Origin of the sequence: Streptomyces sp. NPDC048248 (genome assembly GCF_043201875.1) — a bacterium.
Taxonomy (GTDB): domain Bacteria; phylum Actinomycetota; class Actinomycetes; order Streptomycetales; family Streptomycetaceae; genus Streptomyces.
In genome coordinates this window covers 231,051-257,748 of record NZ_JBICZL010000003.1, presented here as the reverse complement: position 1 = coordinate 257,748, position 26,698 = coordinate 231,051, and the positions used below count along the sequence as shown (strand labels likewise).

28 protein-coding genes and 1 tRNA gene are annotated in these 26,698 nt (G+C 70.2%); 17 read left to right on the top strand and 12 right to left on the bottom strand.

Going from position 1 to position 26,698, the window contains the following annotated elements:
* Nucleotides 1-88: 88 nt before the first annotated feature.
* The 9 genes from ACGFZW_RS07210 (at nt 89) to xerC (ending at nt 4,761) form a co-directional block, all read left to right on the top strand.
* Entirely contained in the window at nt 89-268 is a 180-nt protein-coding gene (locus ACGFZW_RS07210) for a hypothetical protein (RefSeq protein ID WP_393892037.1), read from the top strand.
* Nucleotides 268-987, top strand: a complete 720-nt coding sequence (locus ACGFZW_RS07205) for a DUF2637 domain-containing protein (RefSeq protein ID WP_393892036.1) — start codon at nt 268-270, stop codon at nt 985-987. The genes ACGFZW_RS07210 and ACGFZW_RS07205 overlap by 1 nt, the downstream gene beginning before the upstream one ends.
* Nucleotides 988-1,002: 15 nt before the next feature.
* Entirely contained in the window at nt 1,003-1,191 is a 189-nt protein-coding gene (locus ACGFZW_RS07200) for a mobile element transfer protein (RefSeq protein ID WP_393892035.1), read from the top strand.
* An 11-nt stretch (nt 1,192-1,202) separates the two neighbouring features.
* Nucleotides 1,203-1,358, top strand: coding sequence for a hypothetical protein (locus ACGFZW_RS07195; protein WP_393892034.1), 156 nt, complete (start codon nt 1,203-1,205; stop codon nt 1,356-1,358).
* 23 nt (nt 1,359-1,381) lie between these two features.
* Entirely contained in the window at nt 1,382-1,651 is a 270-nt protein-coding gene (locus ACGFZW_RS07190) for a hypothetical protein (protein WP_393892033.1), read from the top strand.
* An 89-nt stretch (nt 1,652-1,740) separates the two neighbouring features.
* Complete coding sequence (locus ACGFZW_RS07185) at nt 1,741-1,935, top strand: hypothetical protein (RefSeq protein WP_393892032.1); 195 nt, start codon at nt 1,741-1,743, stop codon at nt 1,933-1,935.
* Complete coding sequence (locus ACGFZW_RS07180; protein WP_393892031.1) at nt 1,932-3,422, top strand: replication initiator; 1,491 nt, start codon at nt 1,932-1,934, stop codon at nt 3,420-3,422. The genes ACGFZW_RS07185 and ACGFZW_RS07180 overlap by 4 nt, the downstream gene beginning before the upstream one ends.
* Nucleotides 3,419-3,607, top strand: coding sequence for a helix-turn-helix domain-containing protein (locus tag ACGFZW_RS07175; RefSeq protein WP_393892030.1), 189 nt, complete (start codon nt 3,419-3,421; stop codon nt 3,605-3,607). Before ACGFZW_RS07180 ends, ACGFZW_RS07175 begins: the two co-directional genes overlap by 4 nt.
* On the top strand, nt 3,607-4,761 hold the full coding sequence (gene xerC, locus ACGFZW_RS07170; protein ID WP_393892029.1) for a tyrosine recombinase XerC: 1,155 nt from the start codon (nt 3,607-3,609) through the stop codon (nt 4,759-4,761). The genes ACGFZW_RS07175 and xerC overlap by 1 nt, the downstream gene beginning before the upstream one ends.
* A gap of 68 nt (nt 4,762-4,829) precedes the next feature.
* On the opposite strand, the gene ACGFZW_RS07165 is transcribed toward xerC, so the two are convergent.
* Nucleotides 4,830-4,904: transfer RNA gene (locus tag ACGFZW_RS07165), tRNA-Val, on the bottom strand.
* 142 nt (nt 4,905-5,046) lie between these two features.
* Here ACGFZW_RS07165 and ACGFZW_RS07160 point away from each other — a divergent pair.
* The 6 genes from ACGFZW_RS07160 to ACGFZW_RS07135 all read left to right on the top strand — a co-directional run bounded on the left by ACGFZW_RS07160 (nt 5,047) and on the right by ACGFZW_RS07135 (nt 10,708).
* Complete coding sequence (locus tag ACGFZW_RS07160) at nt 5,047-6,426, top strand: hypothetical protein (protein ID WP_393892028.1); 1,380 nt, start codon at nt 5,047-5,049, stop codon at nt 6,424-6,426.
* 334 nt (nt 6,427-6,760) lie between these two features.
* Nucleotides 6,761-7,519 (top strand): DUF4383 domain-containing protein, encoded by a 759-nt coding sequence (locus ACGFZW_RS07155; RefSeq protein ID WP_393892027.1) that lies wholly within the window; start codon nt 6,761-6,763, stop codon nt 7,517-7,519.
* A gap of 281 nt (nt 7,520-7,800) precedes the next feature.
* A complete protein-coding gene (locus ACGFZW_RS07150) occupies nt 7,801-8,502 on the top strand; it encodes a FadR/GntR family transcriptional regulator (RefSeq protein ID WP_393892026.1) in 702 nt (233 codons plus the stop codon).
* Nucleotides 8,503-8,782: 280 nt separating this feature from the next.
* The gene (locus ACGFZW_RS07145; protein ID WP_393892025.1) at nt 8,783-9,418 is read left to right on the top strand and encodes a bifunctional 4-hydroxy-2-oxoglutarate aldolase/2-dehydro-3-deoxy-phosphogluconate aldolase; all 636 of its coding nucleotides are present in this window, start codon (nt 8,783-8,785) and stop codon (nt 9,416-9,418) included.
* Nucleotides 9,415-10,473, top strand: coding sequence for a sugar kinase (locus tag ACGFZW_RS07140; protein ID WP_393892024.1), 1,059 nt, complete (start codon nt 9,415-9,417; stop codon nt 10,471-10,473). The genes ACGFZW_RS07145 and ACGFZW_RS07140 overlap by 4 nt, the downstream gene beginning before the upstream one ends.
* Nucleotides 10,474-10,498: 25 nt before the next feature.
* Entirely contained in the window at nt 10,499-10,708 is a 210-nt protein-coding gene (locus ACGFZW_RS07135; RefSeq protein WP_393892023.1) for a zinc ribbon domain-containing protein, read from the top strand.
* A gap of 195 nt (nt 10,709-10,903) precedes the next feature.
* On the opposite strand, the gene ACGFZW_RS07130 is transcribed toward ACGFZW_RS07135, so the two are convergent.
* The 4 genes from ACGFZW_RS07130 to ACGFZW_RS07115 all read right to left on the bottom strand — a co-directional run bounded on the left by ACGFZW_RS07130 (nt 10,904) and on the right by ACGFZW_RS07115 (nt 16,438).
* Nucleotides 10,904-11,527 (bottom strand): O-methyltransferase, encoded by a 624-nt coding sequence (locus ACGFZW_RS07130; protein WP_393892362.1) that lies wholly within the window; start codon nt 11,525-11,527, stop codon nt 10,904-10,906.
* 202 nt (nt 11,528-11,729) lie between these two features.
* Nucleotides 11,730-12,551 (bottom strand): HAD family hydrolase, encoded by an 822-nt coding sequence (locus ACGFZW_RS07125; RefSeq protein WP_393892022.1) that lies wholly within the window; start codon nt 12,549-12,551, stop codon nt 11,730-11,732.
* A complete protein-coding gene (locus tag ACGFZW_RS07120; protein WP_393892021.1) occupies nt 12,551-15,109 on the bottom strand; it encodes a phosphoribosyltransferase in 2,559 nt (852 codons plus the stop codon). Before ACGFZW_RS07120 ends, ACGFZW_RS07125 begins: the two co-directional genes overlap by 1 nt.
* A gap of 162 nt (nt 15,110-15,271) precedes the next feature.
* Nucleotides 15,272-16,438, bottom strand: a complete 1,167-nt coding sequence (locus ACGFZW_RS07115; RefSeq protein WP_393892020.1) for an HpcH/HpaI aldolase/citrate lyase family protein — start codon at nt 16,436-16,438, stop codon at nt 15,272-15,274.
* A 253-nt stretch (nt 16,439-16,691) separates the two neighbouring features.
* Here ACGFZW_RS07115 and ACGFZW_RS07110 point away from each other — a divergent pair, with 253 nt between their 5' ends.
* A complete protein-coding gene (locus ACGFZW_RS07110) occupies nt 16,692-17,864 on the top strand; it encodes a TerD family protein (protein ID WP_393892019.1) in 1,173 nt (390 codons plus the stop codon).
* A gap of 144 nt (nt 17,865-18,008) precedes the next feature.
* Here the strand turns inward: ACGFZW_RS07110 and ACGFZW_RS07105 are convergent, their stop codons facing one another.
* The 6 genes from ACGFZW_RS07105 to ACGFZW_RS07080 form a co-directional block, all read right to left on the bottom strand.
* Complete coding sequence (locus ACGFZW_RS07105; protein ID WP_393892018.1) at nt 18,009-18,743, bottom strand: Tellurium resistance; 735 nt, start codon at nt 18,741-18,743, stop codon at nt 18,009-18,011.
* A gap of 104 nt (nt 18,744-18,847) precedes the next feature.
* Nucleotides 18,848-19,969 (bottom strand): DUF475 domain-containing protein, encoded by a 1,122-nt coding sequence (locus tag ACGFZW_RS07100; RefSeq protein WP_393892017.1) that lies wholly within the window; start codon nt 19,967-19,969, stop codon nt 18,848-18,850.
* A gap of 54 nt (nt 19,970-20,023) precedes the next feature.
* Complete coding sequence (locus ACGFZW_RS07095) at nt 20,024-20,599, bottom strand: TerD family protein (RefSeq protein ID WP_393892016.1); 576 nt, start codon at nt 20,597-20,599, stop codon at nt 20,024-20,026.
* A 126-nt stretch (nt 20,600-20,725) separates the two neighbouring features.
* Complete coding sequence (locus tag ACGFZW_RS07090; protein WP_393892015.1) at nt 20,726-21,301, bottom strand: TerD family protein; 576 nt, start codon at nt 21,299-21,301, stop codon at nt 20,726-20,728.
* Nucleotides 21,302-21,466: 165 nt separating this feature from the next.
* Nucleotides 21,467-21,925, bottom strand: coding sequence for a peroxiredoxin (locus ACGFZW_RS07085; protein WP_393892014.1), 459 nt, complete (start codon nt 21,923-21,925; stop codon nt 21,467-21,469).
* 148 nt (nt 21,926-22,073) lie between these two features.
* The gene (locus ACGFZW_RS07080; RefSeq protein WP_393892013.1) at nt 22,074-22,514 is read right to left on the bottom strand and encodes a DUF3052 domain-containing protein; all 441 of its coding nucleotides are present in this window, start codon (nt 22,512-22,514) and stop codon (nt 22,074-22,076) included.
* A 519-nt stretch (nt 22,515-23,033) separates the two neighbouring features.
* On the opposite strand from ACGFZW_RS07080, the gene aceE reads away from it, so the two are divergent.
* The gene (gene aceE, locus ACGFZW_RS07075) at nt 23,034-25,766 is read left to right on the top strand and encodes a pyruvate dehydrogenase (acetyl-transferring), homodimeric type (protein ID WP_393892012.1); all 2,733 of its coding nucleotides are present in this window, start codon (nt 23,034-23,036) and stop codon (nt 25,764-25,766) included.
* Nucleotides 25,767-25,895: 129 nt separating this feature from the next.
* On the opposite strand, the gene ACGFZW_RS07070 is transcribed toward aceE, so the two are convergent.
* Complete coding sequence (locus ACGFZW_RS07070) at nt 25,896-26,291, bottom strand: peptidase inhibitor family I36 protein (RefSeq protein WP_393892011.1); 396 nt, start codon at nt 26,289-26,291, stop codon at nt 25,896-25,898.
* Nucleotides 26,292-26,698 lie beyond the last annotated feature (407 nt).

Here is a 26,698-nt window from a genome sequence, read left to right as displayed (position 1 = left end):
GCGATGCAGACGACGACTAGCTGCCTGGCGCCAGGCGGATGGCTCAACGCCCCCCTGGCGCCAGCCCAACACGGAAGGGGCTACCGCGATGGAGCCCAACATCGAACAGACCATCAGCGACGTGGTCAGTGCTCTTGACGCCGGCGACTTCCCCAGGGCCCTTCGCCTGGCCCGCAGCGTCTACCGGACTGCTAACAAGAGCGACCGCGCCCATCTGCTGCTCTACCTCGGCCCGCGCACGATGAGCGACGCCGAGGAGTCCCCCTGATGCGCTCAAAGCTCCGCCTGGACGCCGTGCTCGTACAGGCCGTAATCGCCGGAGCCTTGTCGTTCTCCCACCTGCACGATCTTGCCGCTGCGGCGGGGCAGGACGGCTGGAAAGCCTGGGCTTATCCCGTCTCGGTGGACTTGCTGTTCGTCGCCGCCTGGCGCCGCCTGCGCACCCTTCGCGCCGGCCACCACGCGGCCCGCGCCGCCTGGACCTGGTTCGTGATCGCGCTCGTCGCGTCCCTCGGCGCGAACGTCGCCACCGCCGGACTCCTCGACCTCCACCACGTCCCGGCCTGGCTGCGCATCCTCGTCGCCGGATGGCCCGCTCTGGCCTTTCTCGGAGGCACCCTCCTCGCCCACGCCCCTGCTCAGCCCGTGCAAGCCGACACGACCACCGAGACGGCCCCGGCCTCGGAACCGGTCACCGTCGAGCGTGCCCCGGATCCGCAACAGGCAGAACTGCCCGCACCGGCCTCCGAGAAGGTGCCCGAAGCCGTGGAGGAGCCGTCGCCGGAGACCGTGCCGGCCGCGCCTTCGCCCCGGCCTGCCGTACCGGCGCCTGCGGTCCCGCCGGCCCTGCTGGATCACGCCCGCAAGATCGCCGACACCCACCACGTCACCACCGGCGCCCCGATGGCACCGGACGCGCTCCGCGCCCGCCTCGGATTGCCCGCCCCGATGGCCGATGCCATCGCCGTCGAGCTTCAACTCGCCTGATCAGAAAGGACAGCCATGACCGCCTACCGGCAATTCCGCGACGTCCGGCAGTTCGGCCCGGTGAAGGTCGCCACCTTCCGCGACGGCCGCGGGCGCGACAAGCACACCGCCGCCTGCACCGCGCCCCGCTGCGACTTCTCCGCCGAATACGACAACCGCTCAGCCGCCGAACTCGCCGCCCGCACCCACCGCTGCAACGCCTAGGAGGCACCGCCATGGACGTCCCACTCTGGCTCGCCCTGATCGCCGTCGGAATCCTCGGCGTCAAGCTCGTCCGCCCGCCCTGGTGGCTCGTCGCCGTGCTCCTGCTCGGCGGATACCTCCTCGCCAGCAGCTTCCTCGGCCCCGCCATCGGCACGGCCATCAAATAGCCCACACCGAAGGGAGACGACCCGTGCGCTACCCCGACGCCCAGCTTCGCGCCAACCACCGCCCGGCCCACCTGATCCCGCCCGGCGTCGATCCCCGCAACGTCGTCATCGTCCAGGCCCCGCCCCGCTCCTACGCGGGCCCAATTGCGCTAACGATCGCGATCACCGTCGGCGCCTCGGTCTTCCTCATCGTGCTCGCCCACGCGTTCCAGATTGCCGCTCCAGCAGCTGCAGCAGCATTGCCGACGATCGGCGGCGCCAGCATCACGCTCAAGCTCGCCCGCAAGCGCTAACGGCCCCCGGGGCGGCCTCGGTCGCCAAACTTCCGCCGCCCCGGGCGCCTGCACCCCTTCAGACCTCATCGACCCGAAAGGGACTCCTCATGATGCCCGAGACCATTGCTGCCCGCGTCCGACGCTGCCCCAGCTGCGACGACTTCCCGGCCGTCGCCATCACCACCGGCCAGCTCCTCGCCGACGGCACCCGCGAGACCGTCAACGTCTCCTGCCGCACCTGCCACGGCACGGGCACCGTTCCCGTTCGCAGCCGCGCTGCCGCCCGTGAGGTGTCCGCGTGAGTGACTCCGCCACCATGGCGGGCCTGGACCCGAGCACCCTGCGCGACGTGCTCAGGGTGGTCGGGTCCCCGGGCTTCGATCGCATCCAGGACCAGATCCGCCGCACCGGCGGCTGCTCAGACCCCATCCACCTCACCGGTGCCACCAAGACCCTTGACCCGGCCACTGGCGAGGTCTTGCACGCCTACACCACCGATGCCGAGCCGGGCGGTCGCCTCCGCGTCGCCTGCGGAAACCGCCGCGTCTCCCGCTGCCCCTCCTGCGCCTGGACCTACGCCGGCGACACCTACCACCTCATCCGCGCTGGCCTGACCGGCGACCCCAACAAGGGCACCCCGCACACAGTTCGCGATCACCCCCGCGTCTTCGCCACCCTCACCGCCCCCAGTTTCGGCCCCGTCCACAACCGCCCCGGAAACCGGCCCTGCCGCTGCGGCACCCACCACCCCGACGACGCACCCGAGTTGGGCACCGCCCTCAACCCCAACACCTACGACTACGCAGGCGCCGTCTTGTGGAACAACCACGCCTCTGACCTGTGGCGCTACTTCACGATCTACCTGCGCCGTGAGATCGCCGCCCGGGCCGGCCTCACGCAGAAAGCCGCCCGCGAGCAGTCCCGCGTCTCGTTCGGCAAGGTCGCCGAGTACCAGAAGCGTGGCGCCGTCCACTTCCATGCCGTCATCCGCTTCGACGGACCCGACGGCCCCCACACCCCGCCGCCCGCCTGGGCTACCCACGACCTGCTCACCGACGCCATACAGGCAGCCGCTGCTCGCGTAGAAGTCGGCGTCCCTGCTAACGAAGAACACGGGCATCCGGGGTGGGTGCTGCGCTGGGGCAAGCAGCTCGACGTCCAGCCCATCGGCGCCTTCGGCAACGGCGAAGACCTCACCGAACAGGCTGTCGCCTCCTACGTCGCCAAATACGCCACCAAGGCCGCCGAAGTGAGCGGAGGCACCGACACCCCGATCCACTGCCGCGCCTGCGGGGGGACCGGTCGCTCCTCCCGCTACACCCGCCCCGGCTCTCCGCTAAGCCACTGCAGCAGCTGCAATGGCACCCGCACGAGCCAGAACCTCACCGCCCTGCACACCCCCGACCACCCCCGCCGCCTCATGGAAGCCTGCCTCGACCTCGCCCCGGCCTACCCAGAACGCAAGCTCGCCGCCTGGGCCCACATGCTCGGCTTTCGCGGCCACTTCTCCACCAAGTCCCGCCGCTACTCCACCACCCTCGGAGCCCTCCGCCAGGTCCGCGCCGACTACCGCGCCCAACAACAACGCGCAGCCCTCGGCTTGTCCGACCCCGACGAGTACCCCGAAGCCACCACGCTCACCCTCGCCCACTGGACCTACGCCGGCCACGGCCACACCCCCGGCGAATCCTGGCTCGCCGCCAGCATCCACCGCGACATCCAAGCCAACCGCGACATCGCCCGAGAGTTGCGCGCCGAACTCAACACCGAAGGAGATGGATGGTCATGACCCCTGCCACTGACGAACTGCTGACGGTGCCGGAAGTCATGGCCCGGCTTCGCCTGGGCCGATCCACGGTCTACGACCTCATCCGCTCCCACCGCCTGATTTCCATCAAGGTCGGCCGCGCTCGCCGCGTGCCCCTCTCGTCCCTCCGTGACTTCATCACCAACCAGATTGCGGAGGCTGCCTGATGGCCCAGCAGCGCAAGCGCAACCCCAATGGGGCCGGCACCATCACCAAGCGCAAAGACGGCCGCTACCAGGCCGCCGTCTACGTCCTCCAGCCCGACGGCACCCGCGCGCGCAAGTTCGCCTACGGCAAGACCTGGGCCGAGTGCGACACCAAGCGTCGGGAGCTGCTGGCCAAGGTTGACAGCGGCGTACCGGTGCCCACGCGGTCGGCCAAGCTTGCTGAGTGGCTTCCTTACTGGCTGGAGAACATCATCAAGCCTCGTCGCAAGCGGACGACGTACGCCAAGTACGAGGTGCACGTGCGGCTGTACTTGGTGCCCATGCTCGGCACCAAGCGCCTCGAATCGCTGAGCGTCGGGGACGTGCGCCGATTCCTGAGTCAGGTCGAGGGGCGAAAGTCAGCGGCCACGGCCAAGGAGTCGCACCGCGTCCTGCGCACTGCGCTCATGGCGGCCTGCCGGGAAGAGCTGATCACGCGGAACGTCGCCACGTTGGTGGAACCGCCGTCGGCGGCGTCCAGAGACCTCTCGCCCTGGTCGCTGGACGAGACCTTGGCGTTCCTGTCGGCCTCACGTGGTGACCCGCTATATGCCGCATTCGTGATCGCCATCGTGCTTGGCTTCCGCCGGGGTGAGATCGTCGGTCTGCGCTGGGCCGATGTCGACCTGGACAAGCGGGAGATCCGGGTGAGGAAGCAGCGTCAGCGAGTTGGGGGCGAAGCGTACGACGATGATCCCAAGGGGCGCCGTCGTCGCCAGACGCTCCCCCTGCCGGCGATGTGCCTCGCGCCGCTCCGGTGGCAAAGGATGAGGCAGGCCGCCATGCGTAAACGTGCCGGAAGCGAGTGGGAAGAGACGGGATACGTCTTCACCACGCGCAGCGGCCGGCCGATCGAGCCTCGGAATCTCTACCGGTCATTCACCCGCGTCGCGAAGAACGCGGACCTTCGGGTGATCCGCCTGCACGACGCCCGGCACGGCTGCGCCACCCTGCTCACTGCGGCCGGCGTGGCTCCCCGGGTGGTGATGGAGATCTTGGGACACAGTCAGATCGCCATCACCATGAACACGTACACGCATGTCGTCCAGGACACGCAGCGTGAGGCCGTAAGCCACATGGACCGGCTTCTGAAGCGGCGGCCCAGTACCGGCTGACCTGCGCCGTTGATGTCAATTCTGGATGTCAAAGACCCCCCGTCATGATCAACGGGGGGTCTTTTTGCTGGTGGGCACAACAGGATTTGAACCTGTGACATCTGCTTTGTAAGAGCAGCGCTCTACCGCTGAGCTATGCGCCCTGGCCGAGCCGACAGACTACCTTGCCACCAGGGCTGAACTGCAAACCAGTGCTCGAAGTGTGAACTTACCGGCCGGTGTGTTCGTTTCCGTTGAGTGGGAGAATGTGAGTCGGTTCTGGGGCGATCCGATCGGGAGAGGGATGTGACGGCGACACACGCGCAGCCGCACGAGCAGCGAGCACGCCGTAGATCCCGCGGGGGCCGGGTCCGGGATGTGGTGGCGCTGATGTTGCTGCCCTTGCCCTTGGTGGTGGCGATGGCGCCGACCTCGTTCGCCGGTGGGGGTACCCGTCGCTGGTTCGGGCGCGGGGAGAGCCAGCGGGCGGATGCGCAGGCCGCGAAGGATGCCGCGGCGGCGGCGTTCTACGAGCTGGATACCGCGCAGCGGGATCTGCGGATCTCGATAGAGACGATCACCGCGGTGGACAGTTCGCCGCGGGCGCACAAGGCCGCCGAGGACTACGCGGGTTTCGGGCGGCGGATCGACGAGGTGAGTCAGGGCTACATCACCGCCGTCGACACCCATGACCTGGACCGGGACGACCTGGACGGCGCCGCGGTGGCGCGGGCGCGGGCCGATCTGACGCGGGCCAAGGAGGAGCTGGAGCGCGTCAAGCAGGAGCTGGACCGGTTCGCCCAGGGGCTGGGGCCGCTGCTGGATACCGCCGAGACGCAGCTGGCGCGGCTCGCCCCCGCTGTGGAGCGGGCGCGGCAGGCTCTGCTCGCGGCGAGCAACGCGCTGGACGCGGTCCGGGCGCAGGGGCTGAAGGCGGACGAGTTGGCGGCCCGCTTGGCTGCGCTGGCTCCGGAGCTGACCAAGCTCAATCAGGGCGCGGGACAGCATGGCGTGCAGGAGACGATCCGGCGCGCCGACGAGGTGCTGCGCAAGGCCGAGGACGTACGGACCGAGGCGGAGCGGCTTCCGGAGACGGCGGCGGAGATCGACAAGCGGCTGGTGTCGTTGCGGACCCGCGCGCAGGCGATCACGACGCGTGCCGGGAAGGTCGATCCGGTGCTCAGCGAGCTGAGGCGGCGTTACAGCGCGGCGTGCTGGCAGGACCTGCAGCACGTACCGGAGCAGGCCGCGCACTCCGTACAGCAGGCCGAGATCAAGTTGCGGGAGGCGCAGCAGGCGCGGGACGAACAGCGCTGGGCGGACGCCACGAGCCGGCTGGCGACCGTGCGCGCTCTGCTGAACACCACGGACGAGGCGGTCTCGGCGGCCGGTGACCGTCTGCAGCGGCTCGACTCGGTGTCGTTCGACCGGCAGAACGAGGTCGACAGGACCCGCTTCGCGATCCGGGACGCCCAGCGGCTGGCGATGGCCGGACGCAGCACCCCCGACCCGCGGCATGCCGGTCCCCTGGACGACGCCGTGGCGCGGCTGGACCGCGCGGTCGAGGGGCTGGAGGGACGGCACCCGGACTGGTGGCACTTCCTGACCGAAACCGAGGCGATTCGGCACACGGCGGCCCGGGTGGTGCAGGAAATCCGCGAGGCCCGGGGCGGCGCCGGCGGATGAGGGAGCGGCCGGCCGGCTGAGAGGACGGTGATCGTCTCTGCTGAGGGGACGGTAGTCGTCAGCCGAGCGGGACGGCCTTGGGCTGAGGAGCCCGGACCGACGAGCCCGGTACGGGCCGCCCGGTGTGGCCGCTGCGCGTACGCGGCCCCGCCCAGGCCACCCCCTGCGGGTCATCGGTGCCGTCGGTCGGTGCTCCGCCGGAACGGTGCGGCGTGGGCCGGTGGTGGTGCGGGTGTGGTGGATCGATGGTGGCGCGATGGCGTGATGCGGCGGCGTGGCGGATCCTGGAGAGCAGAACGGCCCAGGCGGCAAACCTGCGCGAAGGAGGCCGGACATGGTGACTGGGGCTACTGGCCTGCACAGGCCCTCCAAGCCGTTCCACGGCAAGCCGCGCCACACACGCCTCGACGAACATCTGCCGGTGGACCACCGGCTCAGCCGGGTCTACCGCGTCGGCGCCGGGCTGATGGGCGTGGTGCTGGTCGTCTTCGGCATCCTCGGTCTGATCGACAAGATCGGGTTCTTCGATACCGGCGGCGACACCGTGGCCGGGCTGAACACCAACGGCGCGCTGAGCGTGATCTCGATCGTCGCCGGCGGCCTGCTCTTCGGCGGCATGGTGATCGGCGGCAATTTCGCCTCCACTCTGAACATCGTGTTCGGCCTCCTCTTCCTGCTGAGCGGATTCGTGAATCTGGCGCTGCTGGAGACGGATGCCAACTTCCTCGCGTTCGAGATCCAGAACGTGGTGTTCAGCTTCTTGGTGGGGCTGATGCTGCTGGTGTTCGGCATGTACGGACGGGTCAGCGGCGGTTTGCCGAACGACAACCCGTACTGGCGCACCAGGCACCCCGAGGAAGCGGAACGGCTGGCCAGGGCACGGTTGCAGCGCGAGGGCGGCGTGGCAGCGGCCAAGCGGGCAGCGCTCATGCGGGTGCAGGAGGGAGCGGGTACGGCCGCTCACGGCCCTCCCGCGCGCGGCGGCGCGATCGGACGGGCGGGCAGCTCCGCGGACTCGGGAACGGGAACCCGGGGCGCACCTCCGGGAGGCTCCGGCGGAACCGCAGGTTCGGGCAACTCTCCCGGCGGCTGACCGATTCGGCCCGCCGCCCCCCGGCTCGCGGCGGGCATGTGAGCGGCGCGCAGGCGCCATGGCGTCGGGCAGGCCGGCAGGCAGCTCGTGGGCAATTGCCACCGACCCTCGGGCCGATCGTTCAGTGGCGGTCGTGTGACCGGTACGGCCCACGAGTGACCGATCGTTCGCTGCGCGAACGAGGCGTCGGCGTACGTGGGGCGCGGCGCGTCACCACGTGAAGGCGGCGCGCCGGGGACTCCGGTGAGGACCAGGGAGATCAGGGAGATCAGGGGAGCAGCATGAGGCAGTTGGGAGATGCAGCCTCCTCCACGGGCCGCACAGTTCACGGCGCGGCAGTGGAAGCGCTCGCGCAGCGGATCGTCGACGGCACATACGGAGAGGGGGAGACGCTCTCGGCGCCGGAGCTGATGGAGGAGCTGGACCTCAGCCAGACCGTCCTGCGCGAGGCGATCAAGGTGCTGACCACCAAGGGGCTGCTCGGCACCCGCCAGGAGCACGGCACGGTCGTCCGCCCCCGGGACGAGTGGAATCTCCTGGACGCCGACGTGCTGCGCTGGAAGCTCGCTGCCGGCCCCTCGTCCGATTTCTTCGCCGACGTGCTCGAACTCCGCCGTTCCATCGAACCCGCCGCGGCCGCGCTGGCGGCGGAGCGTCGTACCGACGACGACCTCGCGGCGCTGAACGCCGCGTTGAGCGCGATGGCGGCGACCGACAGCGATGCCGTGCTGCTCGTACGCGCCGACGCCTCCTTTCACACCGCGATGCTGATCGCGTCGAACAATCGCTTCTACGCCCAGATGTACCGGGTGATCGTGCCCGTGATCATCCAGCGGGACCGGGCCGTGCACGCCACCGGCGCGTCCGAGCACCCGTACGCCGCGCACGCCGCTGTCGTCGAGGCGGTACGGGACCGGGATGTCGACGGCGCCTACATGGCAATGCTCGAGTTGCTCGACATGTCCGCCCGTGATCACCCCTAGGCGTCGGTCCGCGACCGCCACCCGTAGGCATCCGCCCGCGAGTGTCCATGGGCGCACGCCCCCGAGCGTGCCCCGCCGCGAAGATCGCGCAGGGGCTCGTACGGGACCCCGTGGTAGGCACACGTATCCGGCCCTGTATACCCGTGGGAGATACCGGGACCACCCGTGGGACCGCGACCACCACCGGAAACCACCACGCCGGACACGGCCACACCCGGGGCACAGCAGCCCCGGAACGCCACAACGGACACACCACACCGACACGGAAACAGGAAGGGTCATGGACTTCACTACCGCGGGCTTCGGTACCGCACTGCGGGACGAGCGACTGGTCGCCATCATTCGGGGCACGGATGCGGAGGCATCGTTCCGAACGGTCATGGCGCTGGCGGAGGAGGGTGTTCCGCTGGTCGAGATCTCGCTCAGCGGGAGCGACGCCCTCGCCGTCATCGAGCGGGCGCGTGCCGCTCTCGGCGAGGCGGCCTGGCTCGGCGCCGGCACCGTCCTGACCGCCGAGGACGCCCGGCGCGCCGCCGACGCCGGGGCGAACCTCATGGTCACGCCCGGCCTGGGCGCCGGCCTGGAGGAATCCGTCCGCCGCGGGCTGCCGACGCTCGCCGGTGTGATGACGCCGTCCGAGGTGATCGCGGCGAACGCGCTGGGCGTATCCGCCCTGAAGCTGTTCCCGGCGTCGGTGGGCGGGCCCGCCTATCTCCAGGCGCTCCGCGCCCCCTTCCCAGACCTGCCGTTCGTACCGGTCGGCGGGGTGGACGCGGCCGCCGCGCGCGCGTACTTCGCCGCCGGGGCGGTGGCGGTCGGCGTCGGGTCGCCCCTCATCGGCGACGCGGCGGACGGCGGCGACCTGGCCGCGCTGCGCAAGCGCGCGGCGGAGTTCAAGGCGGTGTGTGCCCGATGACCGGGGGTTCTGCCCAGTCCACCCAGTCCACCCGGTCCACGCAGCCGGAGACCGCGGGGCCTTCGCCACAGGAGGGCGATCAGCTCCGGCCGGGGGTACTCACCTTCGGAGAGACCATGGTCGCCCTGCGCGGCAGCGGCCCGCTGAAGCTCGGCGGCACGATGCAGGTCTCCGTCGCCGGCGCGGAGAGCAACGTCGCCATCGGATTGGCCAGGCTCGGGCACACCGTCCGCTGGGGCGGGGCGGTCGGCGACGACGAGGCCGGGGAGCTGGTCCTGCGTACGCTGCGGGCCGAGGGCGTCGATGTCTCGGCCGCCTCGGCCGACCCGGAGGCGCCGACCGGGCTGATCCTCTTCGAGCCGCGGCTTCCCGACGTCACCCGGGTGCATTACTACCGGGCCGGGTCGGCGGGCTCACGGCTGACGGAAGGCGCCGTGGAACGCGCCTTCGCCATCGCACCGCCCCGTGTCCTGCACCTGACCGGGATCACGCCGGCGCTGAGCCCCACCGCGGCCTCGGCGGCCCTCCTCGCGCTCCGGCTCGCGCAGCAGGCGGGCAGCCTGGTCTGTCTCGACGTCAACTACCGCGCCCGTCTGTGGGCCGCGGACGAGGCGTCCCGTGTCCTGCGCACCTGGATCCCGTACGTGGACATCCTGATCGCCTCCGACGACGAACTCCTTCTGTGTCTGCCGCAGGACACCGACGAAGCGGGGGTGGCCGGCCCGCTCCCCGCTCAGGCGCGGCTGCTGCTCGACCTCGGTGTCGATGAGGTCGTCGTCAAGCTCGGAGCGGACGGAGCGAGGGTCTTCACCCAGGACGGCAGCATGGACCGGCCCGCGAAATCCGTACGGGCCGTGGACCCGGTCGGGGCGGGCGATGCCTTCGTCGCGGGTTACCTCTCGGCCCTGCTCGACGGGGAGGAGCCGGGCGGGCGCCTCGAGCGTGCCGTGACCACCGGCGCGTTCGCTGTGACCTCCCCCGGTGACTGGGAGGGTGCTCCCACCAGGGCGGAGCTGAGCTTGCTGGGCGCGCCGCCCGGGACCGTCGTGCGCTGAGCGGCGCCGCGGCTAATCTGTGGCCATGCCTCGTTACGAGTACCGGTGCCGCCCCTGTGGCTCCACCTTCGAGTTGAACCGTCCCATGGCCGAGTCCTCCGCCCCGGCCGTCTGCCCCGACGGCCACGAGGACACCGTCAAGCTCCTCTCCACGGTCGCCGTCGGCGGCTCCGCGTCCGCTCCCGCGCCGAGCGGTGGCGGGGGCGGCTGCTGCGGAGGCGGCTGCTGCGGCTAGTCGCGCACCCGGGGCAGCCGTGCCGGGCCGATGGTCCCTGGGGCAGCCGCCCCGGGGCCGATGGTCCCTGGGGCAGCCGCCCCGGGAGTGCGAAGCGCCGTCCGACATCGACCACCACCGCAGGCGCCGGCAGCCGGCCCCACCTGCCATCGGTCATCGGCCAGCGGCCAGCGGCCAGCGGCCAGCGGCACACGCTCACCGCTTGCGTGCCACCGTCACCCCGTCCGCGACGGTGAGCATGACCGCCTCCATCCGCTTGTCGGCCACGACATGGTCGTTGAACTCCTTGATGGCCCGCGCCGAACCGGTCGCCTCCGGGTCGACGACACCGCCGTGGAAGAGGACGTTGTCCGCGACGATCAGGCCGCCGGGCCGCAGCCGCGGCACCAGTTCCTCCCAGTACCCGATATAGCCGCCCTTGTCCGCGTCGAGGTAGGCGAGATCGATGTGCGGCTCCGCCGGGAGGGCTTTCAGGGTCTCCAGTGCGGGCGCGATCCGCAGGTCGATGCGGTCCGCGACCCCGGCCTCGGCCCACGCCTCGCGGCCGTACGCCGTCCACTCCTCGGAGATATCGCAGGCGATCAACGTGCCGTCCGCGGGCAGCGCCTGGGCCATGGACAGAGCGGAGAACCCGGTGAACGTCCCCACCTCGACGACCCGCCGGGCCCCGATCAGCCGCACCAGGAACGCGAGCAGCGGCCCTTGCTCCTCCGCGGACTGCATGCCCGCCGACTCGGGGAACTGCCGGTGGGTGGTCTCCACGAGTTTCCGCTGAACGGGGTCCAGCGGCGGGTTGTGGGCGAGGACGTAGTCATACATCTCCGCCGTGATCGGCGTGCTCTTCGACTCGGTCACTGACTCTCCTTCGATGCCGGACAGCGGGTCGGCCGGCGCCCGGATTCGGCTCCGCCGACCGCCTCGGCGAGATTAGCCGAGCCCTGGAGCCGCCCTTCGCCGCCACGAGCCGGGGGCGGGCCAACTGCCCCGCCCCCGGCTCGCACCCGACCCCCGCGTCCCCGTATCAGCCGCTGCCCTCCACCCCCTGCGCACCGCGCAGGAAGGCCCGTACGATCTCCTCGCCCGCGGCGGCCCCGCGCTCCTGGAGTGCCGTGACGTGCGGGGCCTGCCAGCCGGAGTCCGCCAACTCGCCGTGGCCGGGCCGCCAGCCGCGGTCCGCACCGAGCAGCAGATCGGCGTCGAGCAGGGAGTCGCCGGCCGCGAGGACCTCGGACGCCCCCGTGCGGCGCGCCACCTCGGCCACGGCGGCGCTCTTGGTCAGCGGCTTCGGCACCGCATAGATCTTGCGGCCCTGCAGGGAGACCGTCCAACCGCGCTCCTCGGCCCAGCCGGTGAGGTCCTTGACCCATGTCTCGGGGAGCAGGGACCGCTCTACGACGAGGTAGGCGAAGAGGTCTTCGGCCACGCGCTCCTTGAGCAGCCAGGACGGTTCCGCGGTGCGGACGAGATGGGTGCGGACCTCGTCGAGGGGCGCGCAGTGCGACGCGAGCCGCTCCGCGACGGCCCGCTGCCAGTCCTGGTCGGACTCGCCCCGCACGAGGAGGTGCCCGCCGTTGGCGCAGATGGCGAACTCCTGTGCGGGGCCGGGGAGATGGATGCGGCCGTACTGTTCGCGGGTGCGCGTGGTGGTCGGCACGAAGGTGGTACTGCCGGCCAGTTCGGCGAGCAGCGCGGCGGCCGTCTCCGTCATGAAGGACAGCGGCTTGTGTTCGTAGGTCTCCACGCACAGCAGCCGTGGAGCCCGGGCGTCGGGCATGTCCAGGGCCAGTGCGGCAGCGGAGTAGATCAGGGTGCGGTCGAGGTCGCTCGCGACGATCACGCTCATCAGGAGGCCACCGCCCTGCCGTCGGCGCCGGTCGCCCCACGGGTGAACCGCGGGTGGATCAACCCCACGCAGCTGTACGGGAGTTCATCGACCTCTTCGACGGGCACACCGCGCTGTTCGGCCAGCAGACGCACATGGTCGAGGTCGGCGCCTGCGCCCCGCTTGGCGAGGATCTTCCAGGGGACCCTGCGCAGCAGCACGCGGGTGGTCTCGCCGACGCCGGGCTTGACGAGGTTGACGTCGTTGATGTCGTAAGCGGCGCTGATCCGTTCGACGGCGGCCCAGCCCTCCCAGGTAGGGGCCCGATCGGCGGCGGCCAGTTCCCGGACGTCAGCGGCGACCTCCTCGGCGACATCGTCGAAGTGCGCGCCGATCGCGTCCAGGAAATCGCGCGACACGTCGGTGCCGGCCAGCTCCCGGTAGAACTTGGCGCCGTGGAAGTCGTCCGGGCCGACCAGGTCGTCGCGCAGCACGGTGCGCGATATGAGACCGGAGACGGTGGAGTTCAGACAGGCGGACGGGATGAGGAAGTCGTCGCGGGTGCCGTAGGTCTCGACGCAGCCGCCAGGGTCGGCGAGGACGGCGATCCGCGGGTCGAAGCCCGGGAAGTCCGCCAGGGCCTGCGCGAGTTCGCGGGTGATGGCGCCCTTGCCGGTCCAGCCGTCCACGAACACGACGTCCGCCGGGTCGTGGTGCGCCGCCAGCCAGCGCAGTGCGGTGGTGTCGATGCCCCGGCCGCGCACGATCGAGACGGCGTAGTGCGGCAGGTCGAGGCCGTGTGCGTGCTGCGCCCAGCGGCGCATCAGCACCCCGACGGGTGTGCCGGCGCGGGCCAGTGAGACGAGCACCGGCCGAGCCTGGGAGGCTCCGGGGCGCTGCCGCTCGGCGAGCACCGTGTCGGTGACGGCGCCGACCGCCCGCGCGATCCGGCGGGCGGACGTCCGCAGGGCGCTGTGGAACAGCGCCTGGTACTGCTCGCTCGGCTGGTATTCGACGGGCAGCGACTCGGCGTAGTGGGCGCCGCCTCGCTGGATGGCCTCCTCGCGCTCCTCGGTGGGCGCTTCCAGCGTGACGTCGGAGAGGTCCTGGAGCAGCCAGCCGACCTCGTCGGGGGCGTACGAGGAGAAGGCGGGGCCGCGCAGCGGCTCGGGCAGCGGCATGGAAGGGGCCTGTCGTCGCGGGGGGTGGGGTGCGGCGGTGTCGTGCGCCGCCGTGCCGGCCGTCCCGCGGGGCGGCTCCGACGGCGAAGCGGCCTGCGGGACGTAGGAGGGGACGACGGCGAGGAGCAGTCGGCCGGTGTGCTCGGCGAGGCGGTCCAGCAGGCCGCCGGTGGCGTGCAGTTCGGTGCGGTCGCCGCTGGAATCCACGACCGCCACGATGGCGTCGAAGCCGCGGTCCGGGTCGGCGCCGGCGGCCACGTTGTACGCGTACCGCTCCCCCGGGCCGTCGGCCGGCCGGTCATGGGCGGGGAAGGACAGGCGGGTCCGTATCGCGTAGCCGGGATCGTCGACGGCGAGCACCGGGGAGCGGGTCGTGGTCGAGAAGGAGACCGACGCGTCCCCGGCCGGGCCGCCGATCCGCGCGTCCAGTGCCTCGGCGATCCGCAGCGGCGCGTACATCAGCTCCTCGTTGCCGAGAACGAGAATGCGCCTGGCGCCGTCCAGATGCGCCGCGAGCCGGGCGGCCACGTCCGGCAGGGCGACCTCCAGCCGCTCGCGGTGGGCGGGGGTGAAGCCGTGCCGGCCGCCGTCCGGCAGCCCGGCGGGCCAGCCGAGGTCGACCCGTACGGCGGGGGCCCGGCCTGCCGCACCGGCTTCCGCCGTCGGCTGTACCGCAGCGACCTCATGGGCGGCGACGAGCTCCTGCCCGCGCTCCAGGACGTTCGGTGGCAGCCGCACGCCGCCCGCCGCCAGGGCCACGAGGTCGACGCGGGCGCCCAGTTCCGCAGCGAACTTCTCCAGGCGGCTGCGGTCCTCGTCGGAGCGCATGTCGACGAGGGCGACCACGACGTACCGCTCCCGCGGGAAGCGCGCGTGCAGCGACTTGATGGTGTTGAGCACCGTCCTGCCGGTGGAGAACTCGTCGTCGACGAGCACCAGAGGGCCGTCCCCGGCGAGCAGAGCCGGGTCCTCCGGGAGCAACAGATGGGACGTGGCGTGGCTGTGCTCCTCCTCGAAGCCGCCCACCGCCTCGACGCCCGCCACGGGCCGGCGGGTGGAGTGCAGATACGGCGCGAGGGCCAGACCGTCGGCGACGGAGTGCCCCAGGCCGGTGGCGGTCTCGGCGTATCCCAGGACGACGGAGCGGGCGGCGGCCTCCTCGCCCAGCAGCTCGCGCACCCGGCGCCCCAGGCCGAAGCCGGCGCCGTGGACGGCACCCGGGCGCTGCGGGACGTGTTTGCCCAGTACGTTCGACACGAGCAGATGGGCCCGCTTGGGGTTGCGCCGCAGCGCGAGCCCCAGCAGCTCCGGCAGCTCGTCCCCGCCGCTCAGCGAGACTCCGAGCCGCTCAGCGACCCACTCTCCTGTCCACACCACGCGCTTCGTCTCCTCCATCATGTCGCTCGCCGCCTTCCGCGGCCTGCTCCCGGCCGTTTCTGCCGGGCTACATCCGTCACACCGTCGCCGCGGACGCGCCGCTTGTCGCGGCGCCCGTCGTACGTCTTGGCCGGCTCCACCCTGCTCCCCGTCCCGCGGGTGCGCCAGGGTCCGGGCCTCGGCCTAGGGGAGGCTCGCGGTCAGCAGCTCCACGAAGCCGACTCCCTCCCGCGCCACGCCGAAGACCTCCGCCCGCAGCAGGGTCCGCTCCGCCCAGGCGCGGTGCGGTTTCACCTCGTTCATCTTGTTCGTGTAGGCGGAGCGCAGCACCCCGCCGTCGCACCGCTCGGGCCGCAGGATGTCCCCGGCGTCGCTGAACTCCTCGTGACTGACCACCGAGAGGGCATGGACCGGGGCGACGTGCGAGGGGTGGATGCAGGTCTTGCCCTGCAGCCCGTTGGCGCGGTCCAGCTCGATCTCGCGCAGCAGGCCGTCCATGTCGTGCTCGATCAGCGCCGTACGCAATTCCTCGGCCCGGCCGAGGAAGGGGCTGCGGCGCAGCTGTGGCTTGAACATGCGCTCGTGCAGACGGAAGTACTCCCACACCGGGCCGGTGATGGTGAAGCCCGTGCCGTCCGCGCGTCCCAGCACATTCACCACGTCGGAGATCACGGAGGCGACGATGTGGACGTCGTACGCGGTCATGTCCGGCGCCCTGCGCAGGCCGTAGGCGGAGCAGAAGTCCGTCACACCGAGGCGCAGCGCGAGGACCCGTTCGCGGTGGGCCCCGACGGTCCTGGCGATGCCTTGCAGGGTCTGCGCACGGGTCTCCAGGTGCAGCAGCTGCGGGGATTCGAGGACCGGCATCGCGAACAGCCGCCTGCCGCACGCCGACTCGGCCCCGGCCAGCGCCTCCAGGAACGGCACGCCGCGCTCCTCGGTGAACTTCGGCAGGACGAAACCGGACAACCGCCGCACCGCCGGGCCCATGCGGTCCACCAGATCGGGTATCTGACCGGGCGTGCGGACCCTGATGAACAGCAGCGGGAGGTCTGCGCCGGAGGCCGCCTCCTCGTCGAGGGCGGCGAACTGCCGGACGAGGTTGGCCTCGCCGGCCTGGACGTCACCGTCCCCTATGGAGTCCTCCAGGCACAGGACCATGGACCGCACGCCGTGCCCGGCCTGCTTGAGGATGTCGGCGGCCAGACGCGGGCGGGTGGCAGGGCTGTAGAGCGTCGCACCGAGAGCTGCCGCGAGAATGCGGGCCGGGGAGTCAGGCGTGAACTCCGCGGGCTCCTGGTGGAACAGTGTCTTGCGAGTGTCGGGCGCAAGGTGCCCAAAATGACGCATACAACTCCCCGTATACAGGCGGGACCCGGTCACGCCCACTGCGTCTCGCTGTCTGGATCCAGCCGGTAATCGTACGTGTGCCGGGGTGTCATTAGTTCCCCGGTGCATGAAAATCTCGTAACCCGCCCAAGTCGCCCAGATGTCCACGACCCCGGCAGCCACCACGCGCCGGGGGAGCTGTGCGCGCGCCCCCTGCCACGCCGGTCAGGCCCCCGCGTTGTCCCTGCGACCTCAGGGAAGGCAGGATTACGGCATGACGCACGCGATGTTGAAAGGGTCGAACGTACCCCTCGACGCCACGGCCGTACGGGCCGTCCTGCGCTGGACACCCGGCGCCGGCGTCCCGGATGTCGATGCCTCGGCCCTGTTGGTGGGGCCCGAGGGAAGCGTGCGCTCCGACGAGGACTTCGTCTTCTACAACCAGCCGCGGCATCCGAGCGGGCTGGTCCGGCATCTGCCCAAGACCCGTCTCGCCGACAGCCTGACGGAGACCATCGAGGCGGATCTGGCCACCCTCGACCCGGCAGTGGACCGGGTGGTCCTCACCGCTTCGACGGAAGGTGGCGCGTTCTCGCTGGTGCCGGATCTCCGGGTGCTGCTGTACGACGCCGCAGCAACTGACGGGGAGCCGCTCGCGGTGTTCGACGTGGTGCCCGAGACGGGCGATGAGACGGCACTGATCTGCGGGGAGCTGTACCGGCGCGCGGACAGCTGGAAGTTCCGCGCCCTCGGCCAGGGATACGAGAGCGGACTGGTCGCTCTGGCCACCGAGTTCGGGATCTCGGTGGAGGGCGACCCGTCCTCCGGGCGTACGGCCCCGGCGGAAGCGGCGGACCCGGACGCGACGGTCGCGGTGGCTCCCGGCCAGGACCCCGCCGCCGGCGCCGAACAGCCGGCCGCCGACGGAGCTGCCGCCGGACCGGCACAGGGCGGATCCGACGGCCCGGCCGGCATTCCCTCCCAGGGCGCCCCCGCGGGCCCCTCGTCCCCGCCGCCGAGCGCCTGGCCCGAGGAGGCCGTCAGCCCGCCCGTCGCGGCGGACGCGCAGTCCTATCCTGCGCCGGATCCGGACGGGGTCACCCAACATATGGCCGACCCGGGTGCGGAGCCGGTCTCCGCAGCCCCGCCGCCCGCCCCGCCACAGACCATTCCGCCGCAGCCCACCGACGGCTACGGCTACCCGCAGAACTTCCCGCCGCCACCGGCGCAGCCCCCCGCCCAGCCCGGATACGGCTACCCGGGGCCGCCGCCCGGGCAACCGCAGTACCAGCCCCAGCCGTCCGCGTACGGCTACCCGGAGCAGCCCCCGCCGCCACAGCAGCAGCCGTACCCCGGCGCGACGTATGGCCAGCCGGCGCCGCAGCCGTTCGTGCCGGACCCGTCGTTCGTCCTGCCGCCCCAGGGGCCGCAGTTCCAACGCCGCTAGCCGGGGTACCCGTGCAACAGCCGTCCCGGGCCGGCCACGAGCCCCCGGGGCGGCGCTCCGGCCGGACCGTTCCACCGGAGCAGCCGGGGCCGGTCGCGCGCCGCCCCGGGGCGGCCCCGGAGGAGCACCTCTGAGCACCCGCTCTCAGACCTTCGATTTGTACCCCCGGCCCCAATGCAGCCCCCAGCCGTACAGCCGGTCCAGCTCCGCCTGGAAGCCGTAGACGTACTTGACCTCGCGCCGCACGGTCAGCTCGCCCTTGTTGTTCTCCAGCATGAAGATGGCGCAGGAACGGGCCTGCGGAGCCCGCTCGTCCAGCCTGATCTCCATCCGGGGTCCGGTGCTCGGGTAGAGCGTCACCACGGCATGCGTACGGTCGAACGCGGGCGTCCCGTCATAGATGTAGACGAAGATCAGCAGCCGCTTGATCTCGTCGCGGTGGTCCATGTTGATGTACAGCGTCTCGCCGGACGGCGAGCCGAACCGGTCGTCGCCGCTGAGCTGCACATAGGGCGAGGCGTTGAGATCGCCGAGGAAGTTGCCCAGCGGCTGCACCACACCCTTGGTGCCGTCCTTGAGTTCGTACAGACAGGCCAGATCCAGGTCGATCTTGACCACCGCCGGACCCTGGGCCTGCACGATCTCGGGCTTGAACAACTTGCCCGGATTCCGCCATAAACCCTTGCGTCCCCCGCTGCGCTCACCGAGGTCCGAAGTCCGCATCTGCCAGTGCAGATTGACCCGCAGATGACCGCTGGCCGCGCCCTGTTTGGTCAGGGAGATGACCGGATTGCGTTTCGTCAGCTCGACGACATACGACGCTCCGCCGTTGTCGTACTTCGGCGCGCCACCGCGCCACCAGTTCTCCAGGAACGACACCTTGCCCCACCCCATTGCTCGGCCCCGATTGCCGCGGGGCGGCCCCGAGGTCTGCACCCCGGTGACCGCCCCGCAGAGAGCGTTCCTCAATCAGCGCCGCGTAATCACACCCCGGACGTGACTTCCGTCTTCTCCCCCGGCGTGTCCCCCGGTTTGCCCTCGCGCTTGTTGCGCACCACCGAGGACCAGAAGGACGCTCCGATCAGCACCAGGCCCACCAGGCCGGTGATGACCTCGTTGATCTCGTACTTGATCGTGACGAGGAGGATGACGGCAAGCGCGCCGATCGCGTAGTGCGCGCCGTGCTCCAGGTAGACGTAGTCGTCCAGGGTCCCCTGGCGGACGAGGTAGACCGTCAGCGAACGGATGTACATCGCGCCGATGCCCAGACCCAGCGCCATCTCGAAGATGTCGTTGGTGATGGCGAACGCGCCGATGACACCGTCGAAGGAGAAGGACGCGTCGATGACCTCGAGGTAGAGGAACATGAAGAACGCGGCCTTGCCGGCCAGGCCGACGGCAGCACCGGTCCCGCCCTTCTTGGCCGCTGCCGCCTCCTCGGCTTCCTCTTCCTCCTCCAGTTTGTCCTCGAAGAACCCGGAGATCCCGCCGACGACGAGGTAGGTGATGAGGCCGGCGACACCGGACAGCAGGACCGTGGCGCTCTTGTCACCACCGCCGTGCGGGACGTCGGTGGCGAACGTCATGGCGGTCACCAGCAGGGCGACCAGGGCGATGATGACGGACAGGGTGTCGAGCTTGCCCAGCTTGCCCAGTGGCTTCTCCAGCCACGCCAGCCACTTGTAGTCGCGTTCCTCGAAGATGAAGTCGAGGAAGATCATCAGCAGGAAGATACCGCCGAAGGCCGCGATGGCCGGGTGGGCGCTGGTGACCAGCTCCTCGTAGTGCGCCTTGTCGTTGATGGCGAGATTGACCGCCTCGATCGGCCCCAGTTTCGCGGTGATCGCGACGATGACGACCGGGAAGACCAGTCGCATGCCGAAGACCGCGATGAGGATGCCGATGGTCAGGAAGATCTTCTGCCAGAAGGCGTTCATCTTGCGCAGGATGCCGGCGTTGATGACGGCGTTGTCGAACGAGAGCGAGATCTCCAGGATGGAGAGGATCCCGACAATCGCGAGCCCCCGCCACCCCCAGAGCACGCCGGCCAGAGCCAGGCCGAGCACCGTGACGGCGAACGACCAGCCAAAGGTTTTCAGGAGCACTGCCTACCCAATCCTTCGCTGTTTGGGGTCCCCCGCGCGCAGCGCGCGGCGTCTTTACGAAACGTTGACCCCGAAGTCTAGAGCGATGCCTCGCAGTCCCGACGCGTACCCCTGGCCCACCGCCCTGAACTTCCACTCGCCGTTGTAGCGGTAGAGCTCACCGAAGATCATCGCGGTTTCGCTCGAGGCGTCCTCGCTGAGGTCGTAGCGCGCGAGTTCGCTGCCGTCGGCCTGGTTGACCACGCGGATGAAAGCGTTGCTGACCTGGCCAAAGCTCTGGCCACGCAATTCGGCATCGTGAATCGATACCGGAAAGACGATCTTGTCGACCGCCTCGGGAACCTGAGGAAGGTCCACGAGGATCGACTCGTCGTCGCCCTCGCCTTCGCCGGTGAGGTTGTCACCGGTGTGCTCGACGGAGCCCTCGGGGCTCTTGAGGTTGTTGTAGAAGACGAAGTACTCGTCCCCCAGCACCCGACCCGATCCGCACAGCAGCGCGCTGGCGTCGAGGTCGAAAGGCGCTCCGGTCGTGGAGCGCGCGTCCCAGCCGAGGCCGACCATGATCTGCGTGAGATTCGGAGCGGCCTTGGACAGGGAGACATTGCCCCCCTTGGCAAGCGTGACGCCCATGATTTCGCTTCCTCCCCGGTGTCGGTGCGGGCCGTGCCCACGCACGGCCCGCGTCCCTTGCAAGCACGTACGGCGCCGCACTCCCCTCGTGGGGCGTACGGCGCCGGACGCTTCAGTGGTGCTCGATCAGACGTTGACGCCGAAGTCCTGCGCGATGCCGCGCAGGCCCGAGGCGTAGCCCTGACCGATGGCCCGGAACTTCCACTCCGCGCCGTTGCGGTACAGCTCGCCGAAGACCATGGCGGTCTCGGTCGAGGCGTCCTCGCTGAGGTCGTAGCGCGCCAGCTCGTTGCCGTCGGCCTGGTTGACCACGCGGATGTAGGCGTTGCGCACCTGGCCGAAGCTCTGCTGGCGGTTCTCGGCGTCGTAGATCGACACCGGGAAAACGATCTTGTGGACATCGGCCGGCACCCCGGCGAGGTTCACCTTGATGGCCTCGTCGTCGCCCTCGCCCTCACCGGTGGTGTTGTCACCCGTGTGCTCGACCGAACCGTCCGGGCTCTTCAGGTTGTTGAAGAAGACGAAGTTCTGGTCGCTGCCGACCTTGCCCTGATCGTTCGCCAGCAGGGCACTGGCGTCCAGGTCGAAGTCGGTACCGGTGGTCGTACGCGCGTCCCAGCCCAGACCGACGAGGACGGCGGTCAGATTGGGGGCTTCCTTCGTCAGCGAGACGTTGCCGCCCTTGCTGAGGCTGACTCCCACGAGTCCTCCCATAGATTCGAGGGGTACATAAAGATTGCGCCCCCATCGTGCATGGCATCAGATCAACGAATTGATCCTAGTGACCGGTTCCCACCGATTGCAGATATCGCACGCGGTTGCACACGGATGCCGGTCCGGGGCCTGCCCGGCCGCCGCCCGCCCGGATCAGAGGGCGTCGAGCGCGGTGATGTAGTCCTTCAGGTCGCGGGCGTCGGGCAGGCCGTTGACGACCGTCCAGCGCACCACGCCCTCCTTGTCGATGATGAAGGTGCCGCGCACCGCGCAGCCCTTGTCCTCGTCGAAGACGCCGTACGCACGCGAGGTCTCGCCGTGCGGCCAGAAGTCCGACAGCAGCGGGTACTCCAGGCCCTCCTGCTCGGCGAAGACACGCAGCGAGAAGGGGGAGTCGTTGGAGACGGCGAGCAGCTGGACGTCGTCGTTGGCGAACCGCGGCAGCTCGTCACGGAGCGCGCACAGCTCACCGGTGCACACACCGGTGAAGGCGAAGGGGTAGAAGAGGAGGACGACGGCCTTGTCGCCGCGGAAGTCGGAGAGCTTGACCAGCTCGCCGTGCTGGTTCTTCAGCTCGAAATCCGGAGCCTTCGTGCCGACCTCGATCGCCATGGGGTGCTTCCTTCCGCTCACTCGCAACAGGACGCGCCCAACCCTACGCGCCGGGCCCGACGGGCCGGAAAACCCCTCCGGAACGGGGCCGAGCCCCCTCCGGAACAGGCCGGAGGGGGCTCGGTGTGGAACGTCGAGGTCGTACGGATCAGCGCTTGCCGGACTTCGCCCCCTTGGGCGTGACCAGGCGGCTGCCGGTCCAGTCCTTGCCCGCGTTGATGCTCTTGGTCTGGGACAGACCCGCGGTCTGCGCGGCCTCATTGATGTCGCTCGGCTCGACGTAGCCGTCGCGGCCGGTCTTCGGGGTCAGCAGCCAGATCATGCCGCCTTCCTCGATCAGCCCGATGGCGTCCACCAGCGCGTCCGTGAGGTCGCCGTCTTCGTCACGGAACCACAGCAGGACGACGTCGGCGACGTCGTCGTAGTCCTCATCGACGATTTCCTGGCCAATCACGGCCTCAATGCCTTCTCGGAGTTCCTGCTCGACGTCATCGTCGTAGCCGATCTCCTGGACCACCTGTCCGGGCTCGAACCCCAGCCTGGCGGCAGGGTTGGTCCGCTCCTCCGCGTGGTCCGCGGTCGCGCTCACGGATTGCCTCCTGTCATGTTTCGGAAAATGCTTTTGAACCCCGCGCGTGCGCGGAGCATTGGGCGTAGTCCACACGGGCCGGGCGGATCGCGCAAGTACCCGGCGGCCGAGACCGCCGAAACGGTGACGATTGGACGCGTCTCGCCGCAACTACGACCCCACCAGGACAGCCTGAAGTGATTCACGCCACAGCGTTCTGCCGGGTTTGTGGGGTACTCACGCGCGACTGGGCCCTTCGGGGGGTGCCGGGGGCCGAGCGGACCGGCGTTCGGGAGCCGCACTGCCGTACGCGAAGCACTTTCGACATGGGCGTATGGTTGCGATTTGGCCGACCTGAGAAATCGGCCTTTTCCGCGCCCATCTCTCAGAGGGTGGTTACCCATCAGTAGAGGTGACGTATCCCAGTGACTCGGTACACGATGGAAGACGGCGCGACACCAAGGTAGAGACAGCAATCGTCCGCGTGCGCAGCATCAATCGGGTGCAGAGCACGACACGACCCGAACACGAAGGAACAGCGTGGCTTCCGGATCCGATCGAAACCCGATCATCATTGGCGGCCTTCCCAGCCAGGTCCCGGACTTCGATCCCGAAGAGACCCAGGAATGGCTCGACTCGCTCGACGCAGCCGTCGATGAGCGAGGCCGGGAACGTGCCCGCTACCTCATGCTCCGCCTGATCGAGCGCGCCCGCGAGAAGCGCGTGGCCGTGCCCGAGATGCGCAGCACGGACTACGTCAACACCATCGCGACCAAGGACGAGCCGTTCTTCCCCGGAAACGAGGAGATCGAGCGCAAGGTCCTGAACGCGACCCGGTGGAACGCCGCCGTCATGGTCTCCCGGGCCCAGCGCCCCGGCATCGGCGTCGGCGGCCACATCGCCACGTTCGCCTCCTCCGCCTCGCTGTACGACGTGGGCTTCAACCACTTCTTCCGGGGCAAGGACGAGGGCGACGGCGGCGACCAGATCTTCTTCCAGGGCCACGCCTCGCCCGGCGTGTACGCCCGCGCTTTCCTTCTCGACCGGCTCTCCGAGCCGCAGCTCGACGCCTTCCGCCAGGAGAAGTCGAAGGCTCCGAACGGTCTGTCCAGCTACCCGCACCCGCGGCTGATGCCGGACTTCTGGGAGTTCCCGACCGTCTCGATGGGCCTCGGCCCCCTCGGCGCGATCTACCAGGCCCGCATGAACCGCTACATGGAGGCGCGCGGCATCGCCGACACCTCCAAGTCGCACGTCTGGGCCTACCTCGGTGACGGCGAGATGGACGAGCCCGAGTCGCTCGGCCAGCTGTCCATCGCCGCCCGCGAGGGCCTGGACAACCTGACCTTCGTCGTCAACTGCAACCTCCAGCGGCTGGACGGCCCCGTCCGCGGCAACGGCAAGATCATGCAGGAGCTGGAGTCGCAGTTCCGCGGTGCCGGCTGGAACGTCATCAAGCTGGTGTGGGACCGCAGCTGGGACCCGCTGCTCGCCCAGGACCGCGACGGCATCCTCGTCAACAAGCTCAACAGCACGCCCGACGGTCAGTTCCAGACGTACGCCACCGAGACCGGCGACTACATCCGCCGGCACTTCTTCGGTGACGACCAGCGGCTGCGCGCCATGGTCGCGAACATGACCGACGACCAGATCCTGCACCTGGGCCGCGGCGGTCACGACCACAAGAAGATCTACGCGGCGTACGCGGCGGCCAAGGCCCACAAGGGCCAGCCGACGGTGATCCTCGCCCAGACCGTCAAGGGCTGGACACTCGGCCCGAACTTCGAGGGCCGCAACGCGACCCACCAGATGAAGAAGCTGACGGTCGACGACCTCAAGGCATTCCGTGACCGGCTGCACCTGCCGATCGCGGACAAGGACCTGGAGAGCGGCGTCCCGCCCTACTACCACCCGGGCCGGGACTCCGAAGAGATCCAGTACATGCACGACCAGCGCAACTCGCTCGGCGGCTACGTACCGACCCGTGTGGTGCGCAGCAAGCCCCTGCAGCTGCCGGACGACAAGATGTACGCGGCCGCCAAGAAGGGCTCGGGGCAGCAGAAGATCGCCACGACCATGGCGTTCGTCCGCGTGCTGAAGGACCTGATGCGGGACAAGGAGATCGGCAAGCGCTTCGTGCCGATCGCGCCCGACGAGTACCGCACCTTCGGTATGGACGCGTTCTTCCCGTCGGCGAAGATCTACAACCCGCTGGGCCAGCAGTACGAGTCGGTTGACCGTGAACTGCTCCTGGCCTACAAGGAGTCGCCGACCGGGCAGATGCTGCACGACGGCATCACCGAGGCGGGCTGCACGGCCTCGCTGATCGCGGCGGGCTCCGCGTACGCCACGCACGGCGAGCCGCTGATCCCGGTCTACGTCTTCTACTCGATGTTCGGGTTCCAGCGCACCGGTGACCAGTTCTGGCAGATGGCCGACCAGCTCGCGCGCGGCTTCGTGCTCGGCGCGACCGCGGGCCGTACGACGCTGACGGGCGAGGGCCTGCAGCACGCCGACGGCCACTCCCAGCTGCTGGCTTCGACCAACCCGGCCTGTGTCGCCTACGACCCGGCCTACGGCTACGAGATCGCGCACATCGTCAAGGACGGTCTGCGGAGGATGTACGGCGAGAACGCCGAGGACATCTTCTACTACCTGACCGTCTACAACGAGCCGATCCAGCACCCGGCGGAGCCGGCCGACGCGGACGTCGAGGGCATCCTCAAGGGTCTGCACCGCGTGGCGCGCGCCGAGAAGGGCGAGCACACCGCGCAGATCCTCGCCTCGGGTGTCGCGGTGCCGTGGGCCATCGAGGCCCAGCAGATCCTCGCGGACGAGTGGAACGTCAAGGCGGACGTCTGGTCGGCGACCTCCTGGAACGAGCTGCGGCGCGACGCCGTCGAGGTCGAGGAGCACAACCTTCTGCACCCGGAGGAGGAGCAGCGTGTCCCGTATGTGACGCACAAGCTCCAGGGCGCCGAGGGCCCGAAGGTCGCGGTCTCGGACTGGATGCGTGCCGTCCCTGACCAGATCGCCCGCTGGGTCCCTGGTACGTACCAGTCACTGGGCGCCGACGGCTTCGGCTTCGCCGACACCCGTGGCGCGGCCCGTCGCTTCTTCCACATCGACGCGCAGTCGATCGTGCTGGGCGTGCTCACCGAGCTCGCCCGGGAGGGCAAGATCGACCGTTCGCTGCTGAAGCAGGCCATCGACCGCTACCAGCTGCTGGATGTCTCGGCCGCCGAGGCGGGCGAGGCGGGCGGCGACGCCTGACCCACCCTCCCCGGCCAACGCTGGGAGGTGCCCCCATCCGGCTGCCGCATCGCCTCCATCCGCGCCCCCCGGCCCGCGTTCTTCGCGGGCCGGGGGGCGCGGTGGTGTGCGATTGCCCGAGAAGTCCGCTCAGCGCTCCCAGACCTTGAAAGCCCGCACCTCGTACGGGGACCGGGGCACCCAGCTGCCGCCGCCCGGGTAGGTGTCGAATTCGCCGGTCTCGGCGCACTCCGCGCTCTGGTAGGTGGTGACCGGCCGGCCGGTGCGGTTGGCGAGCGAGGCGGCGCCCGTCCCCTTGGGCAGCGGGACGCAGCTCTCGATGTCGGTATCGGAGAGTTCATGGGTCTGCCGCTTGCCGCCGAAGTCCTCCTCCGGCCAGAGGCACAGCCGCCCGACGGCGCAGTCGCCGGAGGCGGCGGTGCGGCTGCCCGGGGCGGCGGGCGCACCGAGGGCGAACGGAGCGGTGAGCGCGGCGGCCAGCGCGGCGAGGCCGGTGACGAGCGCGGTGGTGTGGAACGTACGCATGCGCACAGGAAATCTCCCCCGTGGAGTGTGACGACGTTGTCGTGCGGCGGACCGGTCGTCCGCCGTCCGCCGAGCTTCGACGGTGCGCGGTGCGGCTGCCAAGGCCGTGGCGGAGAGCCCACCCGGATCAGGGATGGGGACGGTCGGGGCGCTCGATCCCGGCGCGGTGCGGCGCGGGGTTGACGCGCGTCATGAGAGCCGCCGGGTCCGCAAAAACCGTTCCTCCGGTGCCGGGAGGGCGTTTCGCCCGCGGGGCCCGGCGAGGCGCGGGAACGCCGGCGCGTCCGGTTCCCGGAACGGGTCATCCGGATGAGGGATTCCGGGGGAGAGCAGAGGTCAACTGCCGCCAGGCCTGTGGCGCATGGGCGGTGATAGCGGCTCGCGACGTCGGGTTGACGCATCGAACG